This is a genomic window from Rhodanobacter sp. sgz306013, from assembly GCF_057031145.1.
Map to the genome: position 1 here is coordinate 152,111 of NZ_JBXCIJ010000002.1, position 16,038 is coordinate 168,148.

Annotated in this window: 12 protein-coding genes; 8 read left to right on the plus strand and 4 right to left on the minus strand. The window is 68.1% G+C overall.

The features are described from left to right. Position 1 precedes the first annotated feature (1 nt). From AC2EWF_RS05745 to AC2EWF_RS05775, 7 genes are all read left to right on the plus strand, one after another. Complete coding sequence (locus tag AC2EWF_RS05745) at positions 2-925, plus strand: histone deacetylase family protein (RefSeq protein WP_483638410.1); 924 nt, start codon at positions 2-4, stop codon at positions 923-925. A gap of 369 nt (positions 926-1,294) precedes the next feature. Further along, on the plus strand, positions 1,295-3,724 hold the full coding sequence (locus AC2EWF_RS05750) for an LPS-assembly protein LptD (RefSeq protein WP_483638411.1): 2,430 nt from the start codon (positions 1,295-1,297) through the stop codon (positions 3,722-3,724). Positions 3,725-3,755: 31 nt separating this feature from the next. Continuing rightward, on the plus strand, positions 3,756-5,120 hold the full coding sequence (locus AC2EWF_RS05755; protein WP_483638412.1) for a peptidylprolyl isomerase: 1,365 nt from the start codon (positions 3,756-3,758) through the stop codon (positions 5,118-5,120). An 11-nt stretch (positions 5,121-5,131) separates the two neighbouring features. Next, the gene (pdxA, locus tag AC2EWF_RS05760; RefSeq protein WP_483638413.1) at positions 5,132-6,202 is read left to right on the plus strand and encodes a 4-hydroxythreonine-4-phosphate dehydrogenase PdxA; all 1,071 of its coding nucleotides are present in this window, start codon (positions 5,132-5,134) and stop codon (positions 6,200-6,202) included. Between the two features lie 5 nt (positions 6,203-6,207). Further along, positions 6,208-7,005, plus strand: coding sequence for a 16S rRNA (adenine(1518)-N(6)/adenine(1519)-N(6))-dimethyltransferase RsmA (rsmA, locus tag AC2EWF_RS05765; protein WP_483638414.1), 798 nt, complete (start codon positions 6,208-6,210; stop codon positions 7,003-7,005). Between the two features lie 44 nt (positions 7,006-7,049). After that, a complete protein-coding gene (gene apaG, locus AC2EWF_RS05770) occupies positions 7,050-7,433 on the plus strand; it encodes a Co2+/Mg2+ efflux protein ApaG (RefSeq protein ID WP_483638415.1) in 384 nt (127 codons plus the stop codon). Between the two features lie 13 nt (positions 7,434-7,446). Then, positions 7,447-8,298, plus strand: coding sequence for a symmetrical bis(5'-nucleosyl)-tetraphosphatase (locus AC2EWF_RS05775; protein ID WP_483638416.1), 852 nt, complete (start codon positions 7,447-7,449; stop codon positions 8,296-8,298). A 236-nt stretch (positions 8,299-8,534) separates the two neighbouring features. Here the strand turns inward: AC2EWF_RS05775 and secA are convergent, their stop codons facing one another. Beyond that, positions 8,535-11,246, minus strand: coding sequence for a preprotein translocase subunit SecA (gene secA / locus AC2EWF_RS05780; protein WP_483638417.1), 2,712 nt, complete (start codon positions 11,244-11,246; stop codon positions 8,535-8,537). A 202-nt stretch (positions 11,247-11,448) separates the two neighbouring features. On the opposite strand from secA, the gene AC2EWF_RS05785 reads away from it, so the two are divergent. Next, a complete protein-coding gene (locus AC2EWF_RS05785) occupies positions 11,449-11,904 on the plus strand; it encodes a DciA family protein (RefSeq protein WP_483638418.1) in 456 nt (151 codons plus the stop codon). Positions 11,905-11,976: 72 nt separating this feature from the next. Here the strand turns inward: AC2EWF_RS05785 and lpxC are convergent, their stop codons facing one another. The 3 genes from lpxC to ftsA all read right to left on the minus strand — a co-directional run bounded on the left by lpxC (position 11,977) and on the right by ftsA (position 16,025). Continuing rightward, positions 11,977-12,891 carry a UDP-3-O-acyl-N-acetylglucosamine deacetylase gene (gene lpxC, locus AC2EWF_RS05790; RefSeq protein ID WP_192164673.1) on the minus strand — a complete coding sequence of 305 codons (915 nt, stop codon included), beginning with the start codon at positions 12,889-12,891 and terminating at the stop codon, positions 11,977-11,979. Positions 12,892-13,341: 450 nt separating this feature from the next. Beyond that, a complete protein-coding gene (gene ftsZ, locus AC2EWF_RS05795; protein WP_483638419.1) occupies positions 13,342-14,523 on the minus strand; it encodes a cell division protein FtsZ in 1,182 nt (393 codons plus the stop codon). Between the two features lie 266 nt (positions 14,524-14,789). Further along, positions 14,790-16,025 carry a cell division protein FtsA gene (gene ftsA, locus AC2EWF_RS05800; RefSeq protein ID WP_483639115.1) on the minus strand — a complete coding sequence of 412 codons (1,236 nt, stop codon included), beginning with the start codon at positions 16,023-16,025 and terminating at the stop codon, positions 14,790-14,792. Positions 16,026-16,038 lie beyond the last annotated feature (13 nt).

Below are 16,038 nucleotides of genomic sequence, written 5' to 3' on the forward strand. Positions count from 1 at the left end.
CATGCTGCGGCTGTATACGCATCCGGCCTGTCTGGAGCATGACAACGGCCCCGGACACCCCGAGTCGCCGGCGCGACTCGCCGCCGTGCTGCGCGCGCTGGACCACGACCGCCACGCCGCGCTGGATCGCGTCGAGGCGCCGCGCGCCAGCCGCGAGCAGCTGCTGCGCGTGCACGATGCCGCCCATATCGATCGCATCCTCACCGCCATACCGGCGGGGCAGGTGCAGCGGCTGGACGAGGACACCGTGCTCTCGCCCGGCTCCGCCGAGGCCGCCTTGCGCGCCGCGGGCGCCGTGGTGGCGGCGGTCGACGCCGTGCTCGGCGGCGGCCACGTGCGCCGCGCATTCTGCGCGGTGCGCCCGCCCGGCCATCACGCCACCCGCGGGCAGGCGATGGGCTTCTGCCTGTTCAACAACGTGGCGGTGGCCGCGGCACACGCACTGGCGGCCCACGGCCTGAAGCGCGTGGTGATCGCCGATTTCGACGTACACCACGGCAACGGCACCCAGGACATCTTCTGGCACGAACCGCGCGTGCTGTTCGCCTCCAGCCACCAGATGCCGCTGTACCCGGGCAGCGGCGGCCCGGACGAGCGCGGTGCGGGCAACATCCTCAACCGGCCGCTGTCGGCCGGCGACGGCCCCTACCTGTTCCGCGAACTGTGGGAGGGCGACCTGCTGCCGCGGCTGCACGCGTTCAAGCCGCAACTGGTACTGGTGTCGGCGGGCTTCGATGCGCACCAGCGCGATCCGCTGGCCGACCTCTGCCTCGGCAGCGAGGACTATGCCTGGATCACCGCGAAGTTGGTCGAGCTGGCGAACCGGCACGCCGACGGCCGCCTGGTCTCCACGCTGGAAGGCGGCTACGACCTTGCCGCGCTGGCGGCCAGCGCGGCGGCCCACGTCGAGGCCCTGCTCGAATAAACAGCAGCGCAGTCCGGCGGGGCTGCTGCTGTCGGGAACATCTGGCCCAAGCGCAAATCGCGCTGAGCGCAGCGCCCCTCGATGCGGCGCATGCCGGGATCCGCGCCGTGCCTGCTGTCTGAGCCGAACAGCGCTGCGGCAGGCAGTGCAGGCGTTGGCACCGCCCGCCGTCGGGCGATCTCCCGGCGGCCGGGCAGCGAGACGCCGCGCACTGCCCGGGACTGGGCTCCCTAGCCATCCCGCCTCGCACCTGGTCCGTACGGGTTCGTCTAGGATTGAATCCCAGCTTGCGTCAAGCAGGCCTTGCGCCTGCCTGATCCGGGGTGTTTCTGCTAGTTTTACGACCCTCACGACCGCAGGATTCCCATTGTGACGCGCAAGCTCCCCCCACGACGCCTGCTGGCGGTCGCCGCCGCGCTTGCCCTGATCGGCGGACCGGTCGAAGCCATGGGCAGCGGCCAGGGGCAGCACCGCAAGAGTTCGCTGGACGGCAGCGAGCAGGTCTGTCCGCTGGGCTCCTTCCACTGCTCGCCGCGCCCGTACAACTACGCGATGTGCCGCCCGAACGCGATGCTGGAGTTCTACGACCCCGCGTTGAGCCGCGACAGCAGCCTGCGCGACACCAGCAATACCTACGTGACCGCGCAACACGTGGACAGCTCCAACCAGACCGTCTACCACCTTGCCGGCGACGTGCGCATGGAACGCGCCGACCAGCGGCTGCAGGCGGACACGGCCGACTACAACGACGACACCACCGACTACGACGCGCGGGGCAACGTGCGCTACCAGGATGCCGGCCAACTGCTGGCCGCGACCCGCGCCCGCGGCAACAACGACGCCAGCACCGGCATTGCCGACGACGTGCGCTACCAGATGCTGGATTCGCGCGGCAACGGTACGGCCAGCAAGGCGCAGATGTTCGACGCCAACCGCACCCGCTACTCGCAGGCCACCTACTCCACCTGCGACGTGGGCCACCATCTCTGGGAATTCCGCGGCAAGTCGATCAGCGTCGACAAGGAAACCGGCCGGGGCGTGGCGCGCAATGCCACCTTCCGCGTCGGCAGCGTGCCCCTGCTCTACCTGCCATGGTTCAGTTTCCCGGTGGACAACCGGCGCATGACCGGTTTCCTGTATCCCACGTTTGGCCACACCAGCCGCTCGGGCTACATGCTCAGCACGCCGTTCTACCTCAACCTGGCGCCGAACTACGACGCCACGCTGGATCCGCGCATCTACAGCCTGCGCGGGCCGATGCTCGACGGCGAATTCCGCTATCTGGTGCCGGGCAGCAGCGGCGCGTTGGACGTGCAGTACGTGCCGAACGACCACGGCCGCAGCGACCCGCTCACCACGGCCGACACCCAGGGTACGCGGCGCTATCGGATCAACTTCACCGACACCACCCACCTGTGGCAGAGCTGGAACTTCAGCACCTCGATCGACCGCAGCTCCGACAACAATTTCTATTACGACTTCGGCAACGACCTGGGCGGTGCGCCGGTATACCTGCTGGCGTCCTCCGCGCAGATCACCGGCGGCGGCAAGTGGTGGAACGCCTCGCTGGGCGGCGTCGCCTACCAGAACATGAATCCGTTCCTCACCGACGCCTCGCTGCCGTACCGGCAGTTGCCGAACGCGAACTTCAACGTCGATCTGCCGCTGAACCACTGGCTGGAATTCGGCATGACCAACCAGTTCGTGGCATTCCGCAAGCCGGGGGCCGTGGAAGGCAGCCGCGAGGACATCCAGCCCTGGATCGGCGCCGATTTCGGCACGCCGGGCTGGTTCGTGCGCCCACGCGTGGCCTGGCGCTACACCGATTACCAGCTCAGCAACGGCTACCAGAACTACGGCTACTACGGCCTGCTGGGCAACGGCGCGGCGACGCCGTTCACGCAGAAGTCGCCCAGCCGTTCGCTGCCGGTCGTCAGCGTGGACAGCGGCCTGGTGTTCGACCGCGGTACCTCGCTGTTCGGCCAGAACTACACGCAGACGCTGGAGCCGCGGCTTTACTACCTGTACGTGCCCTACCGCCAGCAGGACAACCTGCCGCTGTTCGACACCAGCCTGATGTCGTTCGACTACTGGCAGCTGTTCTCGACCAACCAGTTCTCCGGCGCCGATCGCCAGATGAACGCGAACAACCTCACCGCAGCGATCACCACCCGCCTGCTGGACGACGGCGGCGTGGAGCGCTTGTCGGCGAGCTTCGGCCAGATCCGCTACTTCACCCCGCAGAAGGTGCAGATGCCCGGCGGCACGGTCACCGACTGGTCCGGTTCCGCCTACGTGGCCCAGCTGGACCTGCAGCTCAGCGACCGCTGGCGCGCCAGCAGCTCCTACCAGTGGAGCCCGAACACCCGCCGCACCGACATGGCGATGCTGCAGCTGCAGGGGCGGCTGGGCCTGGACGGGGTGGTCAACTTCGCCTACCGCTACCGCCGCGGGCTGATGGAACAATACAGCGTCTCGGCGGTCTACCCGGTGTCCGAGCGCTGGCGCCTGATCGGCGCGTGGACGTATGCGGAACCGGTCAAGGGCGTGGTCAACCCGCTGAAGGGCACGATCGAGGCGCTGGCCGGCGTGGAGTACGACAGCTGTTGCGTCACCCTGCGGCTGGTCGACCGCAGCTACGTGAACCAGGGCTACTACGGCGTCGCGCCACCCACGACGCCGGGCCAGACCAACCTGCGCGACAACGCCATCATGTTCGAGGTCGTCTTCAAGGGCCTCGGCTCTACCGGCGGCCAGATCGACCCGCTGCTGCGCCGTGATATTCTCGGCTATCAATAAACCGCTGTATCCATCCTCCGGCTGCTCCCTGATGAAGCGATTCCTCGCACTGCTCCTGCCCGCCCTCGTGCTCGCGCTGCCCGCGCAGGCCCAGCTGTTGTCCAACGCCGGCACCAACGCCGCACCGGCCGGCCAGACCCAGCCGCTGGACCGCATCGTGGCGGTGGTGAACGAGGACGTGATCCTGCAAAGCGAGCTCGACAACGCCGTGCGCTCGATCCAGCAGCAATACGCCAGCCAGCCTGGCCAGTTGCCGCCGATGAACGTGCTGCAGCAGCAGGTGCTGGACCGGCTGATCCTGATGAAGCTGCAGCTGCAGAAGGCCGATGACCAGGGCGTGCACGTCTCCGACAGCCAGGTCGACCAAGCCGTGGCCGAGGTGGCGCAGCAGAACAAGATGAGCCCCGACCAGCTGCGCGCCGAAGTGCAGCGCAGCGGCGAGGATTTCGGCGCGTTCCGCCAGCAACTGGCCGACCAGCTCACCGTGCAGCAACTGCACCAGAGCGTGGTGCACGACCAGGTGTCGGTCACCGACAGCGAGATCGACAACCTGCTCGCCAGCCCCAGCTACAAGGCCGGCGAGGTGCACCTGGCGCACATCCAGATCAGCATCCCCTCCGGCGCCGACGCCGCCGCGATCCAGGCCGCCGCCGCCAAGGCCGAGCAGGCGATCAACGCGATCAAGGGCGGCATGGATTTCAACGCCGCGGCGATCCGCTACTCCGACGCGTCCGACGCGCTGGACGGCGGCGACCTCGGCTGGCGCCGCATGGACGAGATCCCGCCGGCCTTCGCCGACACCGTGGCCAACATGAAGCCCGGCGACGTCAGCCCCGCGCTGCGCGGCCCCACCGGCTTCCACATCATCAAGCTGGTCGGCCAGCGCGAGCCGTCCAAGCAGATCGTCACCGAGTACCACGCACGGCAGATCATGCTCAAGCCGAGCGAACTGATGACGCCGGAACAGGCGCAGCAGAAGGCGCAGGAACTGTACGACCAGATCGTCAACAAGCATGCGGACTTCGCCAAGCTGGCGAAGGAAAATTCCAAGGACGACACCACCGCCAACCTCGGCGGCGACATGGGCTGGTTCGCCAAGGACGCCTGGGGCAGCGCGATCGCGCAGCAGCTCGGCCAGCTGAAGGAAAACCAGGTCTCGCAGCCGTTCCAGACCGGCAACGGCTGGGACATCCTGCAGTTGCTGGGCAGCCGCCAGAGCGACCTCACCACCCAGATGGAACGTGACCAGGCGCGCCAGGCCATCGGCAACCGCAAAGCCGAGCAGGCCTACGACGACTTCCTGCGCGACCTGCGTGCGAACGCCTACATCGACGTGCTGGTGCCTGCGTTGCGCGACGAGGTCAACACGCCGGCGAGCGCCGGGAAAGCTTCCTAAGAGCCTCCGGCATGGCGCTCCCGCGGCTCGCCGTCACTGCTGGTGAGCCGGCCGGGGTCGGCCCCGAACTGATCGCGCGACTGGCCGCCACGCCGCTGGCGGCGGACCTGGTGGCGATCACCGACCGCGACCTGCTCGCCCGCGCCGCCGCCCGCTGCGGCCTGCGCCTCGCGCTGGCCGACGACGACGGTTCGCCATGCGCGCATCGGAAACCTGGCTGCCTGCGCGTGCACCACTTGCCGCTGGACGTCGCGGAAATCCCTGGCCGACCCGATCCGCGCAATGCGTCGCACGTGCTCGCCACCCTCGCCGAGGCCGCCGACGGCTGCCTGGCCGGTCGCTACGCCGCCATGGTCACCGCGCCGCTGCAGAAGGCCTCGATCAACGAGGCCGGCATCCGCTTCAGCGGCCACACCGAATTCTTCGCCGAACGCAGCGGCGCGGACGTGGTGATGATGCTGGCCAGCCCCGAGTTGCGCGTGGCGCTGGCCACCACCCACCTGCCGCTGGCCGCCGTGCCCGCCGCGATCACCCCCGACACGCTGGGACGCACGCTGCGCATCGTGCATGCGGAACTGCGCGCGAAATTCGGCATCGCGCAGCCGCGCATCGCCGTGCTGGGCCTGAATCCGCACGCTGGCGAGGGCGGCCATCTGGGCCGCGAGGAACTGGACACCATCATCCCGCTGCTGGACGCGCTGCGCGCCGATGGCATGCAGCTGATCGGCCCGCTGCCCGCCGACACTGCCTTCGTGCCCGCCCAGCGCGCGCGCTACGACGCGGTGCTGGCGATGTACCACGACCAGGCATTGCCGGTGCTCAAGAGCGAAGCCTTCGACCGCACCGTCAACCTCACGCTCGGCCTGCCCTTCATTCGCACCTCGGTCGACCACGGCACGGCGCTGGACCTCGCCGGCAGCGGCCGCGCCGACCCGTCCAGCCTGATCGCGGCCGCGAACATGGCATTGGAACTGGTGGCGCGCCGCAATACCCTTCCCATCCCTCCCCTTCGGGACATACGGGGAGGCGCCGAGGATGGCGCCAGCCTCGGGGAGCAGGGAGAGGGACCAACCCAGCGATGAATCCCATGAACCACGCCCCCGCCCGTCCCAAGAAAAGCTTCGGCCAGCACTTCCTCCACGACCGCCGCTACATCGACGACATCGTGCGCGCGATCGCGCCGCGCACCGGCGATTTCCTGGTGGAGATCGGCCCCGGCGAAGGCGCACTCACCCTGCCGTTGCTGGCCGCCGCGGGCACGCTCACCGCGATCGAACTGGACACCGACCTGATTCCCGCGCTGAGGTCGCGCGCGGCCGAAGTCGGCGAACTGGCGGTGATCCAGGCCGACGTGCTGAAGGTGGACCTCACCGCGCTGGCGCATCGCCATGGCGTGGAGCGCCTGCGCATCGCCGGCAACCTGCCCTACTACATCTCCAGCCCGATCCTGTTCCATTGCGTCGAGCACGCGGCGGCGATCCAGGACATGCATTTCATGCTGCAGAAGGAGGTCGTGGACCGCATGGCCGCAGAACCGGGCAGCAAGGTGTACGGCCGGCTGTCGGTGATGCTGCAGCTGGCCTGTCGCGTGACACCCTTGTTCGAGGTGCCACCGGAAGCGTTCCGGCCGCCGCCGAAGGTGGACTCGGCGGTGGTGCGCGTGGTGCCGCTGGCACCGCACGAACGCCATGACGCCGATCCCGAGCTGCTGCATGCGGTGGTGAAGGCCGCCTTCGGGCAGCGGCGCAAGACGCTCTCCAACGCGCTGCGGCAGCTTCTCGACGCCGACGCGATCCGCGGTGCCGACGTCGACCCGCGCGCACGCGCCGAGACGCTGGCGCCCGGGGATTTCGTACGCCTCGCCAAGAGGCTCGCCATGCGCTGATCCACGCGGGCGACGCGCGGCGCGGCAAGCCTTACAATCGGCACATGAGCGAAAACAATCCCTACACCATCGATGTGCAGGTGCGGACACGTTTCGTCCCCGATCAGTCCCGCCCCGACGACAATCGCTACGTGTTCGCCTACACCATCACCCTGCACAACACCGGCAGCGTACCCGCGCAACTACTGACCCGGCACTGGGTGATCACCGACGCCAACGGCAAGGTGGAGGAGGTGCGCGGCGACGGCGTGGTGGGCGAGCAGCCGTGGATGCGGCCGGGTGACGACTTCGAGTACACCTCTGGCGCGGTGCTGGAAACCCCGGTGGGCACCATGGGCGGCAGCTACCTGATGCTGGCCGACGACGGCACCCGCTTCGAGGCGCCGATCCCGTCGTTCACGCTGTCCATTCCGCGCACGCTGCACTGAAGGCGACGCCAGGATGGCCACTTACGCGATCGGCGACGTGCAGGGCTGCTACCCGGAACTGCAGCGCCTGCTGGACAAGCTGCGTTTCGACCCGGCGACGGATCGACTGTGGTTCTGCGGCGACCTGGTGAATCGCGGTGGCCAGTCGCTGGCCACGCTGCGGTTGATCCACGGCCTGCGCGAGCAGAGTGTCGTCACCCTGGGCAACCACGACCTCAGCCTGCTGGCGATCGCGCTGCGCAAGCCCGAGGCCCAGGCCAAGGTGAACCCCGAGCTGCGCGAGGCGCTGTTCGCCGACGACGCACCGGTGCTGTTCGAATGGCTGCGCTCGCAGAAGCTGCTGCACCACGACGAGCAGCTCGGCTGGACCATGATCCATGCCGGCCTCGCACCCTCGTGGACGCTGCGCCAGGCACAGAAGGCTGCGCAGGAAGTGGAGCGCGAGCTCTCCAGCCCGCGCCACCCGCGCATCCTCCGGAACCTGTTCGGCAACCGTCCGGCCAGCTGGTCGAGCCGCCTGCAGGGACTGGACCGCCACCGCGCCACGATCAACCTGCTCACCCGCATGCGTTACTGCGACGTCAACGGCCGCATCGACTTCGAGGGCAAGGGCGAGCCCGGCACCCAGCGGCCAGGACTGTATCCCTGGTTCGAGGTGCCTGGCGTACGCCGGCGCGAAACGCGCATCGTCTGCGGCCACTGGTCCGCGCTTGGTCGCTTCGCCGGCCTCGGCATCTACGCGATCGACACCGGCTGCGTGTGGGGCGGCCAGCTCACCGCGCTGCAGCTGGACAGCGAGGAACCGCGCTACGTCACCGTGAATGCCGAGCCGCACCGCAGGCGGCCACCCGGCGGCGGTGACTGACCGGCCGCAAGCGGCCGGTCAGTCACCGCCGCGATCCATGGATGGATCACACGCTGCGCGGCAGCCGCCGCGCACAAACAGCGCAGGCTTTTGATTTCCACTCGGCATTCCCAAAGCCCCCTGCAGACATGCGCCATGAAAAACCCCGCCGAGGCGGGGCTTTCCTTTGAGGAGTACGGCCACGGATGGCCGCCCATTTGACCTTCGCGATCAGGGACGACCGCAAGGAGAAGTCCTCAGGCCAACTGCCCGTGGCAGTGCTTGTACTTCTTGCCCGAGCCGCACGGACAGGGTTCGTTGCGGCCCACGCGCGGCCCGTCCGGCTGCTGCAGCTGGAGACCGCTGGCCGGGTCGGCTTCGAGGCCGCCGGCGGGGGCACCGCCCCCGCTGGCGAGCATCTGCCGCTGCAGGCGCTCGGCGAGGCGCTGCTGCTCGGCCTCCATCGCGGCGACTTCCTCCTCGCTGCGGATGCGGATGCGCGCCAGCATCTGCACCACCTCGGCCTTGATGCGGTCGAGCATGTCCGAAAACAGCCGGAACGACTCGCGCTTGAATGCCTGCTTGGGATCCTGCTGCGCATAGCCCACCAGGTAGATGCCCTGGCGCAGGTAGTCCATGTTCGCCAGGTGCTCTTTCCAGGCATTGTCGACCACGGTCAGCATGATGTGCTTCTCGAGCGCCCGCATGGTCTCGGCGCCGATCTGCGCCTCCTTCGCCTGGAACAGCTCGTCGACCCCGCTGCGCACGTGCTCGAGGAGCATCGCTGCGTCGACTTCCGACTGCTGCTCCAGCCAGCGCGGCAGGTCCTGCGCCAGGCCGAACCTGCTTTCCAGCTCGCGGTCGAGACCGGGAATGTCCCACTGCTCGTCGATGCTGTCCGGCGGCACGTGTTCGCGCACGATGCTCTCGACGACGTCGTGGCGGATGTCGGCGACGGTGGCGGACACGTCCTCGCCCTCCAGCAGCTCGTCGCGCTGGCGGTAGATCACCTTGCGCTGGTCGTTGGCGACGTCGTCGAACTCGAGCAGGTGCTTGCGGATGTCGAAGTTGTGCTGCTCGACCTTGCGCTGCGCCTTCTCGATCTGGCGGCTGATCATGCGGTCTTCGAGCGCGTCGTTCTCCTTCATGCCGAAGCGCTTCATCCAGCGGATCAACCCCTCGCCGCCGAAGATGCGCAGCAGGTTGTCCTCCAGCGACAGGTAGAAGCGCGAGGAGCCCGGGTCGCCCTGGCGACCGGACCGGCCGCGCAGCTGGTTGTCGATGCGGCGCGACTCGTGACGCTCGGTGCCGATGATGTGCAGGCCGCCGGCGGCGAGCACCTGCTCGTGCAGCTTTTTCCAGTCGGCCTTGACGCGGGCGCGATCCGCCTCGGCGGCTTCCGCCGGCAGTGCGGCCAGTGCCGCCTCCAGACTGCCGCCGAGCACGATGTCGGTGCCGCGGCCGGCCATGTTGGTGGCGATCGTCACCTGCCCGGGTGCGCCGGCCTGGGCCACGATGTGCGCCTCGCGCTCGTGCTGTTTCGCGTTCAGCACCTCGTGCGCTACCTTGGCCTTGCGCAACTGCTCGGACAGCAGTTCGGACACCTCGATCGAGGTGGTACCCACCAGCACGGGCTGGCCACGCTTGTGGCAGTCCTTGATGTCCTCGATCACCGAGTTGTACTTGGCCTGCTGGCCGAGGAAGACCAGGTCGGCGTTGTCCTTGCGGATCATCGGCTTGTGGGTGGGGATCACCACCACTTCCAGGCCGTAGATGCTCTGGAACTCGAACGCCTCGGTGTCGGCCGTGCCGGTCATGCCGGACAGCTTCTTGTACATGCGGAACAGGTTCTGGAACGTCACCGTGGCCAGGGTCTGGTTCTCGCGCTGGATCGGCACGCCTTCCTTCGCCTCCACCGCCTGGTGCAGGCCGTCGGACCAGCGCCGGCCCGGCAGGGTGCGGCCTGTGAACTCGTCGACGATGATGACCTCGCCGTCGCGCACGATGTAGTCCACGTCGCGCTGGTAGATCGCGTTGGCGCGCAGCGCGGCATTGAGGTGGTGCACCACGGCGAGGTTCTTCGAGTCGTACAGGCCGCTGTCCTCGCTGATCACGCCGGCCTCGCGCAGCAGTTCGTCAGCGTGCTGCATGCCGTCCTCGGACAGGTGCACCTGCTTCTGCTTTTCATCCACCCAGTAGTCGCCGGCGCCCTCCTCCTCCTGCTGGCGGATCATGCGCGGCACGATCCGGTTCACCGCGATGTACAGCTGCGGCGAATCCTCGGCCGGGCCCGAAATGATCAGCGGCGTGCGCGCCTCGTCGATCAGGATCGAATCCACCTCGTCCACGATGGCGTAGTTGAGGCCACGCTGGTAGCGCTGCTCCTTGCTCAGCGCCATGTTGTCGCGCAGGTAGTCGAAGCCGAACTCGTTGTTGGTACCGTAGGTGATGTCGGCGGCGTAGGCCTTGTGCTTGTCGGCGTGGTCCATGCCCGGCCACACCACGTCGGTGCTGAGGCCGAGGAAGCCGTACAGCTTGCCCATCTGCGACGCGTCGCGGCGGGCCAGGTAGTCGTTCACCGTGACCACGTGCACGCCCTTGCCTTCCAGCGCGTTGAGGTACACCGGCAACGTGGCCACCAGGGTCTTGCCTTCGCCGGTGCGCATCTCGGCGATCTTGCCCTGGTGCAGCACCATGCCGCCGATCAGCTGCACGTCGTAATGGCGCATGCCGAGCACGCGCTTGGCGCCCTCGCGCACCACGGCGAAGGCTTCGGGCAGCAGCTTGTCCAGCGTTTCGCCCGCGGCGACGCGCTGCTTGAATTCCTCGGTCTTGCCGCGCAGTGCCGCGTCGTCCAGCTTCTCGAACTCGGGTTCCAGCGCATTGATGCGCGCCACGATCCGCGACAACTGGCGCAGCACCCGCTCGTTGCGGCTGCCGAAAATGCTGGTGAGGGCACGGTTGAGCATCGATCTTCCGGATGGCAAGGACAGAGGGCCGCGCCTTGGCGCGAACCAAACGGGCATGTTACTACACGGGCCCGGACGGCAGGCAGGACGAGGTCCCGGCGATCTCCCGGCATGGCGGCGCCGGCAAGCGGATTCAAGAGCGCCGATCGCGGCCAGCGGCGGGTATCATCGACGCACCGACCCAATCCGGAGCGTTCGGACCATGTCCCGCGCCGTCTCGCGCCCCCGCGGTCCGCAAGCACTCGGCGCCTGCGGATCCTTCGCCACGCTGGCCGGCAAGGCTGCCGCGCTGGACGCGCTGGATCGTGCGTTGCGCCAGACCTTGCCGAACCCGCTGCGCGACGAGGTGCGCTTTGCCAACCTGCGCGGCGGGCGGCTGCTGTTCCTTGCCTCGACGCCCGCCTGGGCCACGCGGCTGCGCCTGCTGCAGGCGCGGATTCTCGCGACCGCGCGCCATCTCGACATCCGCGCCGAGACCCTCGGCGTCAAGGTGAGCCCGCTGCCGCGGGTCGAGTTGGAACCCGAACGCACGCGCACGCTGTCGCCGGCGGCCGCCGACCACCTGCGCGCGGCGGCCGCGGCCGCCTCGGACCCGGAATGGCGGGAATTGTTCGGTCGGCTGGCCGCGCTGGCCAAACCCGACAAGCCCTCACGCTGAGCCATGCGACAAAAGGCCGCCGCATGCTGGATGCGGCGGCCTTCGTTTGTCTGTTGCCGGTGGCCCGGGCGGTCAGATCGCCTGGGCGGGATGGGCGTAGGAAATCGGCGAGGTGGCCGGATCGTCCTGGTAGCTGACTTCTTCCCAGGCCGACGCGTCGGCCATCAGGGTACGCAGCAGCTTGTTGTTGAGCTCGTGGCCGGACTTGTGCGCGTGGTAAGCGCCGATCAGGCTGTGACCGAGCAGGTAGAGGTCACCGATCGCGTCGAGGATCTTGTGCTTGACGAACTCGTCCTCGTAGCGCAGGCCGTCCTCGTTGAGCACGCGGTAGTCATCCAGCACCACGGCGTTGTCCATCGAGCCGCCCAGCGCGAGGTTGTGCTCGCGCAGCATCTCGATGTCGCGCATGAAGCCGAAGGTACGCGCGCGGCTCACTTCCTTCACGAACGAAGTGGTGGAGAAATCGATCTCGGCGCGCGAGGTGCGCTTGGAGATGATCGGATGATTGAACTCGATCGAGAAGCCGACCTTGAAGCCCTCGAACGGTTCGAAGCTGGCCCACTTGTCGCCTTCCTGCACCTTCACCGGCTTCTTGATCCGGATGAAGCGCTTGGCCACGTTCTGTTCCTCGATGCCGGCGGACTGCAGCAGGAACACGAACGGGCCGGCGCTGCCATCCATGATGGGAACCTCCGGCGCCGAGAGGTCCACGTAGGCGTTGTCGATGCCGAGGCCGGCCATCGCCGACAGCAGATGCTCGACCGTGGCGACGCGCACGTCGCCGTTCACCAGCGTGGTGGAAAGACGGGTGTCGCCGACGTTGTCCTGGCGCGCACGGATGTCCACCGGCGGATTGAGGTCCGTGCGACGGAACACGATGCCGGTGTTGGGCGCCGCGGGCCGCAGGGTCATGTACACCTTGTCACCGGTATGCAGGCCCACGCCGGTGGCGCGGATGATGTTCTTGAGCGTGCGCTGCTTGATCATTGTCGTTGGTACCTGCCAAGTAGCAGCCAATCAGGGGTCGGATGCTAACACAGTTTTAACCAGCTGCAATAGCAAACCGTACCGTACAGTCTGGTCGAGCCTTCATGCGTCCTTCATCCCGGAAGGGACGCCCGCGAACATGGTCCGCTCGCCAGGCGAGCAAGGGCGACACGATACCCCGGGCCGGGACGGGATTCCGGCGCCGGGGTAACGGATCCACCGATCCGGGCCAATGCCCGGGACAGCCGATCATGCGCCTTCCATGACGCATCAGTCTTGCGGATTCCAAGCCCGAACGCGCCAGGCGGCCATCCGCTGACCGCCACGGCTGCGCTCTGCGGCAACAGATCCGGGTTCACCCTTCATGTTTTTGCAATGACCCGTTGGGCAGGCGTTTTGTTCCACTCCTTATTAACAAGCACGGGACGCGAGGTTCAGGCGTCGATGGCTTCAGTCGGCCTGGCGGCGCAGGAAGGCCGGAATATCCAGGTATTCCAGGCCGTTATCCTGGCTACGGGCCGGGGCTTCGCTGCGCGGATTGGCGCTGATCGCCGCTTCCGGCTGTGCGTAGTCCACCACCTCGTTGCCGGTACCGGTACGCAGCACCACCGGACGCGGACGCTGGCGCAACTCCACCTGCTTCTGCTCAACCATGCGCACGTTGCGCGAGGCGGGGGCGCGATTGAGGCCGGTGGCGACCACGGTGACACGCACTTCGTCCTTCAGCTCCGCGTCGAGCGAGGTGCCGATCACCACGGTGGCGTCCTCGCTGGCGAAGTCGTGGATGATGCGGCCGATCTCGTCGAACTCGCGCATGGTGAGGTTGGGTCCGGCGGTGACGTTGACCAGGATGCCGCAGGCGCCGTTGAGGTTGACGTCTTCCAGCAGCGGGTTCTTGATCGCCTCCTCGGCCGCGGCCTGGGCGCGGTCGTCGCCGCTGGCGGTGCCGGTGCCCATCATCGCCAGGCCCATCTCGCTCATCACGGTGCGCACGTCGGCGAAGTCGACGTTGATCAGGCCCGGTGCGGTGATCAGGTCGGCGATGCCCTGCACGGCGCCCTGCAGCACGTTGTTGGCGGCCTTGAACGCATTGATCAGGGTGACCTCGCGGCCCAGCACGCTGAGCAGCTTCTCGTTCGGCACGGTGATCAGCGAGTCGACGTGCTGGCTGAGGTCCTCGATGCCCTTCATCGCCACCTGCATGCGGCGCCGCCCCTCGAACGGGAACGGCTTGGTGACCACCGCCACGGTGAGGATGCCCTTCTCCTTGGCCAGCTGGGCCACCACCGGCGCAGCGCCGGTGCCGGTGCCGCCGCCCATGCCGGCGGTGATGAACACCATGTCGGCGCCTTCCAGCATCGCCTCGATGCGCTCGCGATCCTCCAGTGCGGCCTGGCGGCCGACTTCGGGGTTGGCGCCGGCGCCCAGGCCCTTGGTGACGTTGGCGCCCAGCTGCAGGTGGGTGCGTGAGTTGCAGCTGGTCATCGCCTGCGCGTCGGTGTTGGCGACGATGAACTCCACGCCCTCGATGTTGGCATTGATCATGTGCGCCACGGCATTGCCGCCGCCGCCGCCCACGCCGATGACCTTGATGACTGCGTTTGGTGCAAGTTTCTCGATCAGCTCGAACATTTCCCGTCCTCCAGAGTTGTTGTCGTTGTAACCACGGCTGGCGACTCCTGTCGCTGCGTGGTGGTGGGCGGACATCCCGCCGCCCGTGGCCGCGCCTCCTGCGCCGCCGTATTCCATTGGCCGATCGCACACCGTCCTGGCAGTCGATCGGCCCGGCCAGCCCGGCGCATGTCCGGACCGGCCTCCGTGGCCAGGCATCCGAAGCCTGATCACGGGCACCCCATCCCTGGGTTTGCCGGGCGTCCCGCATTTCGCGGGGGCACCCGCTAGAAGTTCTTCGTGAGCCAGTTGCGCCACTTGCCGAGCAGGCCGCCGACGTTGCCGAGCGCCGGATTGCCGCCGCGTACCGGCGCGTTGTGGCGCGAGCCGTGCAGCAGCAGGCCCACACCGGTGGCGTGCAGCGGGCTGCTGATCACCTCGCCGAGGCCGCTGATCTCCTGCGGCACGCCGAGGCGCACCATCTTGTGGAAGATCTCCTCGGCGAGCTCCAGTGCGCCTTCCATCTTCGAGGCGCCGCCGGTAAGCACCACGCCGGCCGCCACCAGGCTGTCGTAGCCTGAACTGCGCAACCGGTCCTGCACCATCTCGAAGAGTTCCTCGTATCGCGCCTGCACGCTTTGCGCCAGCGCCTGCCGCGCCAGCCGGCGCGGCGGGCGGTCGCCCACGCTGGGCACCTGGATGGTTTCCTCGGCGTGCGCGAGGTCGGTCCGCGCGCAGGCGTACTTGATCTTGATTTCCTCGGCATGCGCGGTCGGCGTGTGCACGCCGTAGGCGATGTCGCCGGTGACCTGGTCGCCGCCGATCGGCAGCGAGGCGGTGTAGCGGATGGAGCCCTGGGTGTAGATCGCGATGTCGGTGGTGCCGGCGCCGATGTCGACCAGGCACACGCCCAGTTCACGCTCGTCATCGGTGAGTACCGCCTTCGCGCTGGCCAGCGCCGAAGGCACCAGCTCGTCCACCGACAACCCGCAGCGCTGGATCGACTTGGTGATGTTCTGCACCGCGGCCGCCGCGCCGGTGACCAGGTGCACGTTCGCCTCCAGCCGCACGCCACTCATGCCGACCGGGGCGCGGATGCCGTCCTGGCCGTCGATGCGGTATTCCTGCGGCTCCTTGTAGAGCACCTTGTGGTCGGCCGGGATCGCCACCGCACTTGCCGCTTCCAGCACCTGCTCCAGGTCGCCGGGCGTCACCTCGCGGTCGCGGATCGCCGCGTTGCCGTGCGAGTTGCGGGTTTCCAGGTGGCTGCCGGAGATCGAGGCGCAGACCGAGCGGATGTCGCAGCCGGCCATCAGCTCGGCCTCCTCCACGGCGCGCTGGATCGAGTGCACGGTGGATTCGATGTCCACCACCATGCCCTTGCGCATGCCCCGGGACACGTGGGTGCCGATGCCGATCACGGTGATCGGCTCGCCCGGCTCGTACTCGCCCACGATCGCGGTCACCTTGGAGGTGCCGATATCGAGGCCGACCACCAGCTGCTTGTCGTTGCGCGTCTTCATATGCATGGCGTCC

Coding starts and splice junctions, on each gene's coding strand:
- AC2EWF_RS05745 (WP_483638410.1), top strand. CDS start 2: ATGCTGCGGCTGTATACGCATCCGGCCTGTCTGGAGCATGACAACGGC.
- AC2EWF_RS05755 (WP_483638412.1), top strand. CDS start 3,756: ATGAAGCGATTCCTCGCACTGCTCCTGCCCGCCCTCGTGCTCGCGCTG.
- pdxA (WP_483638413.1), top strand. CDS start 5,132: ATGGCGCTCCCGCGGCTCGCCGTCACTGCTGGTGAGCCGGCCGGGGTC.
- rsmA (WP_483638414.1), top strand. CDS start 6,208: ATGAACCACGCCCCCGCCCGTCCCAAGAAAAGCTTCGGCCAGCACTTC.
- apaG (WP_483638415.1), top strand. CDS start 7,050: ATGAGCGAAAACAATCCCTACACCATCGATGTGCAGGTGCGGACACGT.
- AC2EWF_RS05775 (WP_483638416.1), top strand. CDS start 7,447: ATGGCCACTTACGCGATCGGCGACGTGCAGGGCTGCTACCCGGAACTG.
- secA (WP_483638417.1), bottom strand. CDS start 11,246: ATGCTCAACCGTGCCCTCACCAGCATTTTCGGCAGCCGCAACGAGCGG.
- AC2EWF_RS05785 (WP_483638418.1), top strand. CDS start 11,449: ATGTCCCGCGCCGTCTCGCGCCCCCGCGGTCCGCAAGCACTCGGCGCC.
- lpxC (WP_192164673.1), bottom strand. CDS start 12,891: ATGATCAAGCAGCGCACGCTCAAGAACATCATCCGCGCCACCGGCGTG.
- ftsZ (WP_483638419.1), bottom strand. CDS start 14,523: ATGTTCGAGCTGATCGAGAAACTTGCACCAAACGCAGTCATCAAGGTC.
- ftsA (WP_483639115.1), bottom strand. CDS start 16,025: ATGAAGACGCGCAACGACAAGCAGCTGGTGGTCGGCCTCGATATCGGC.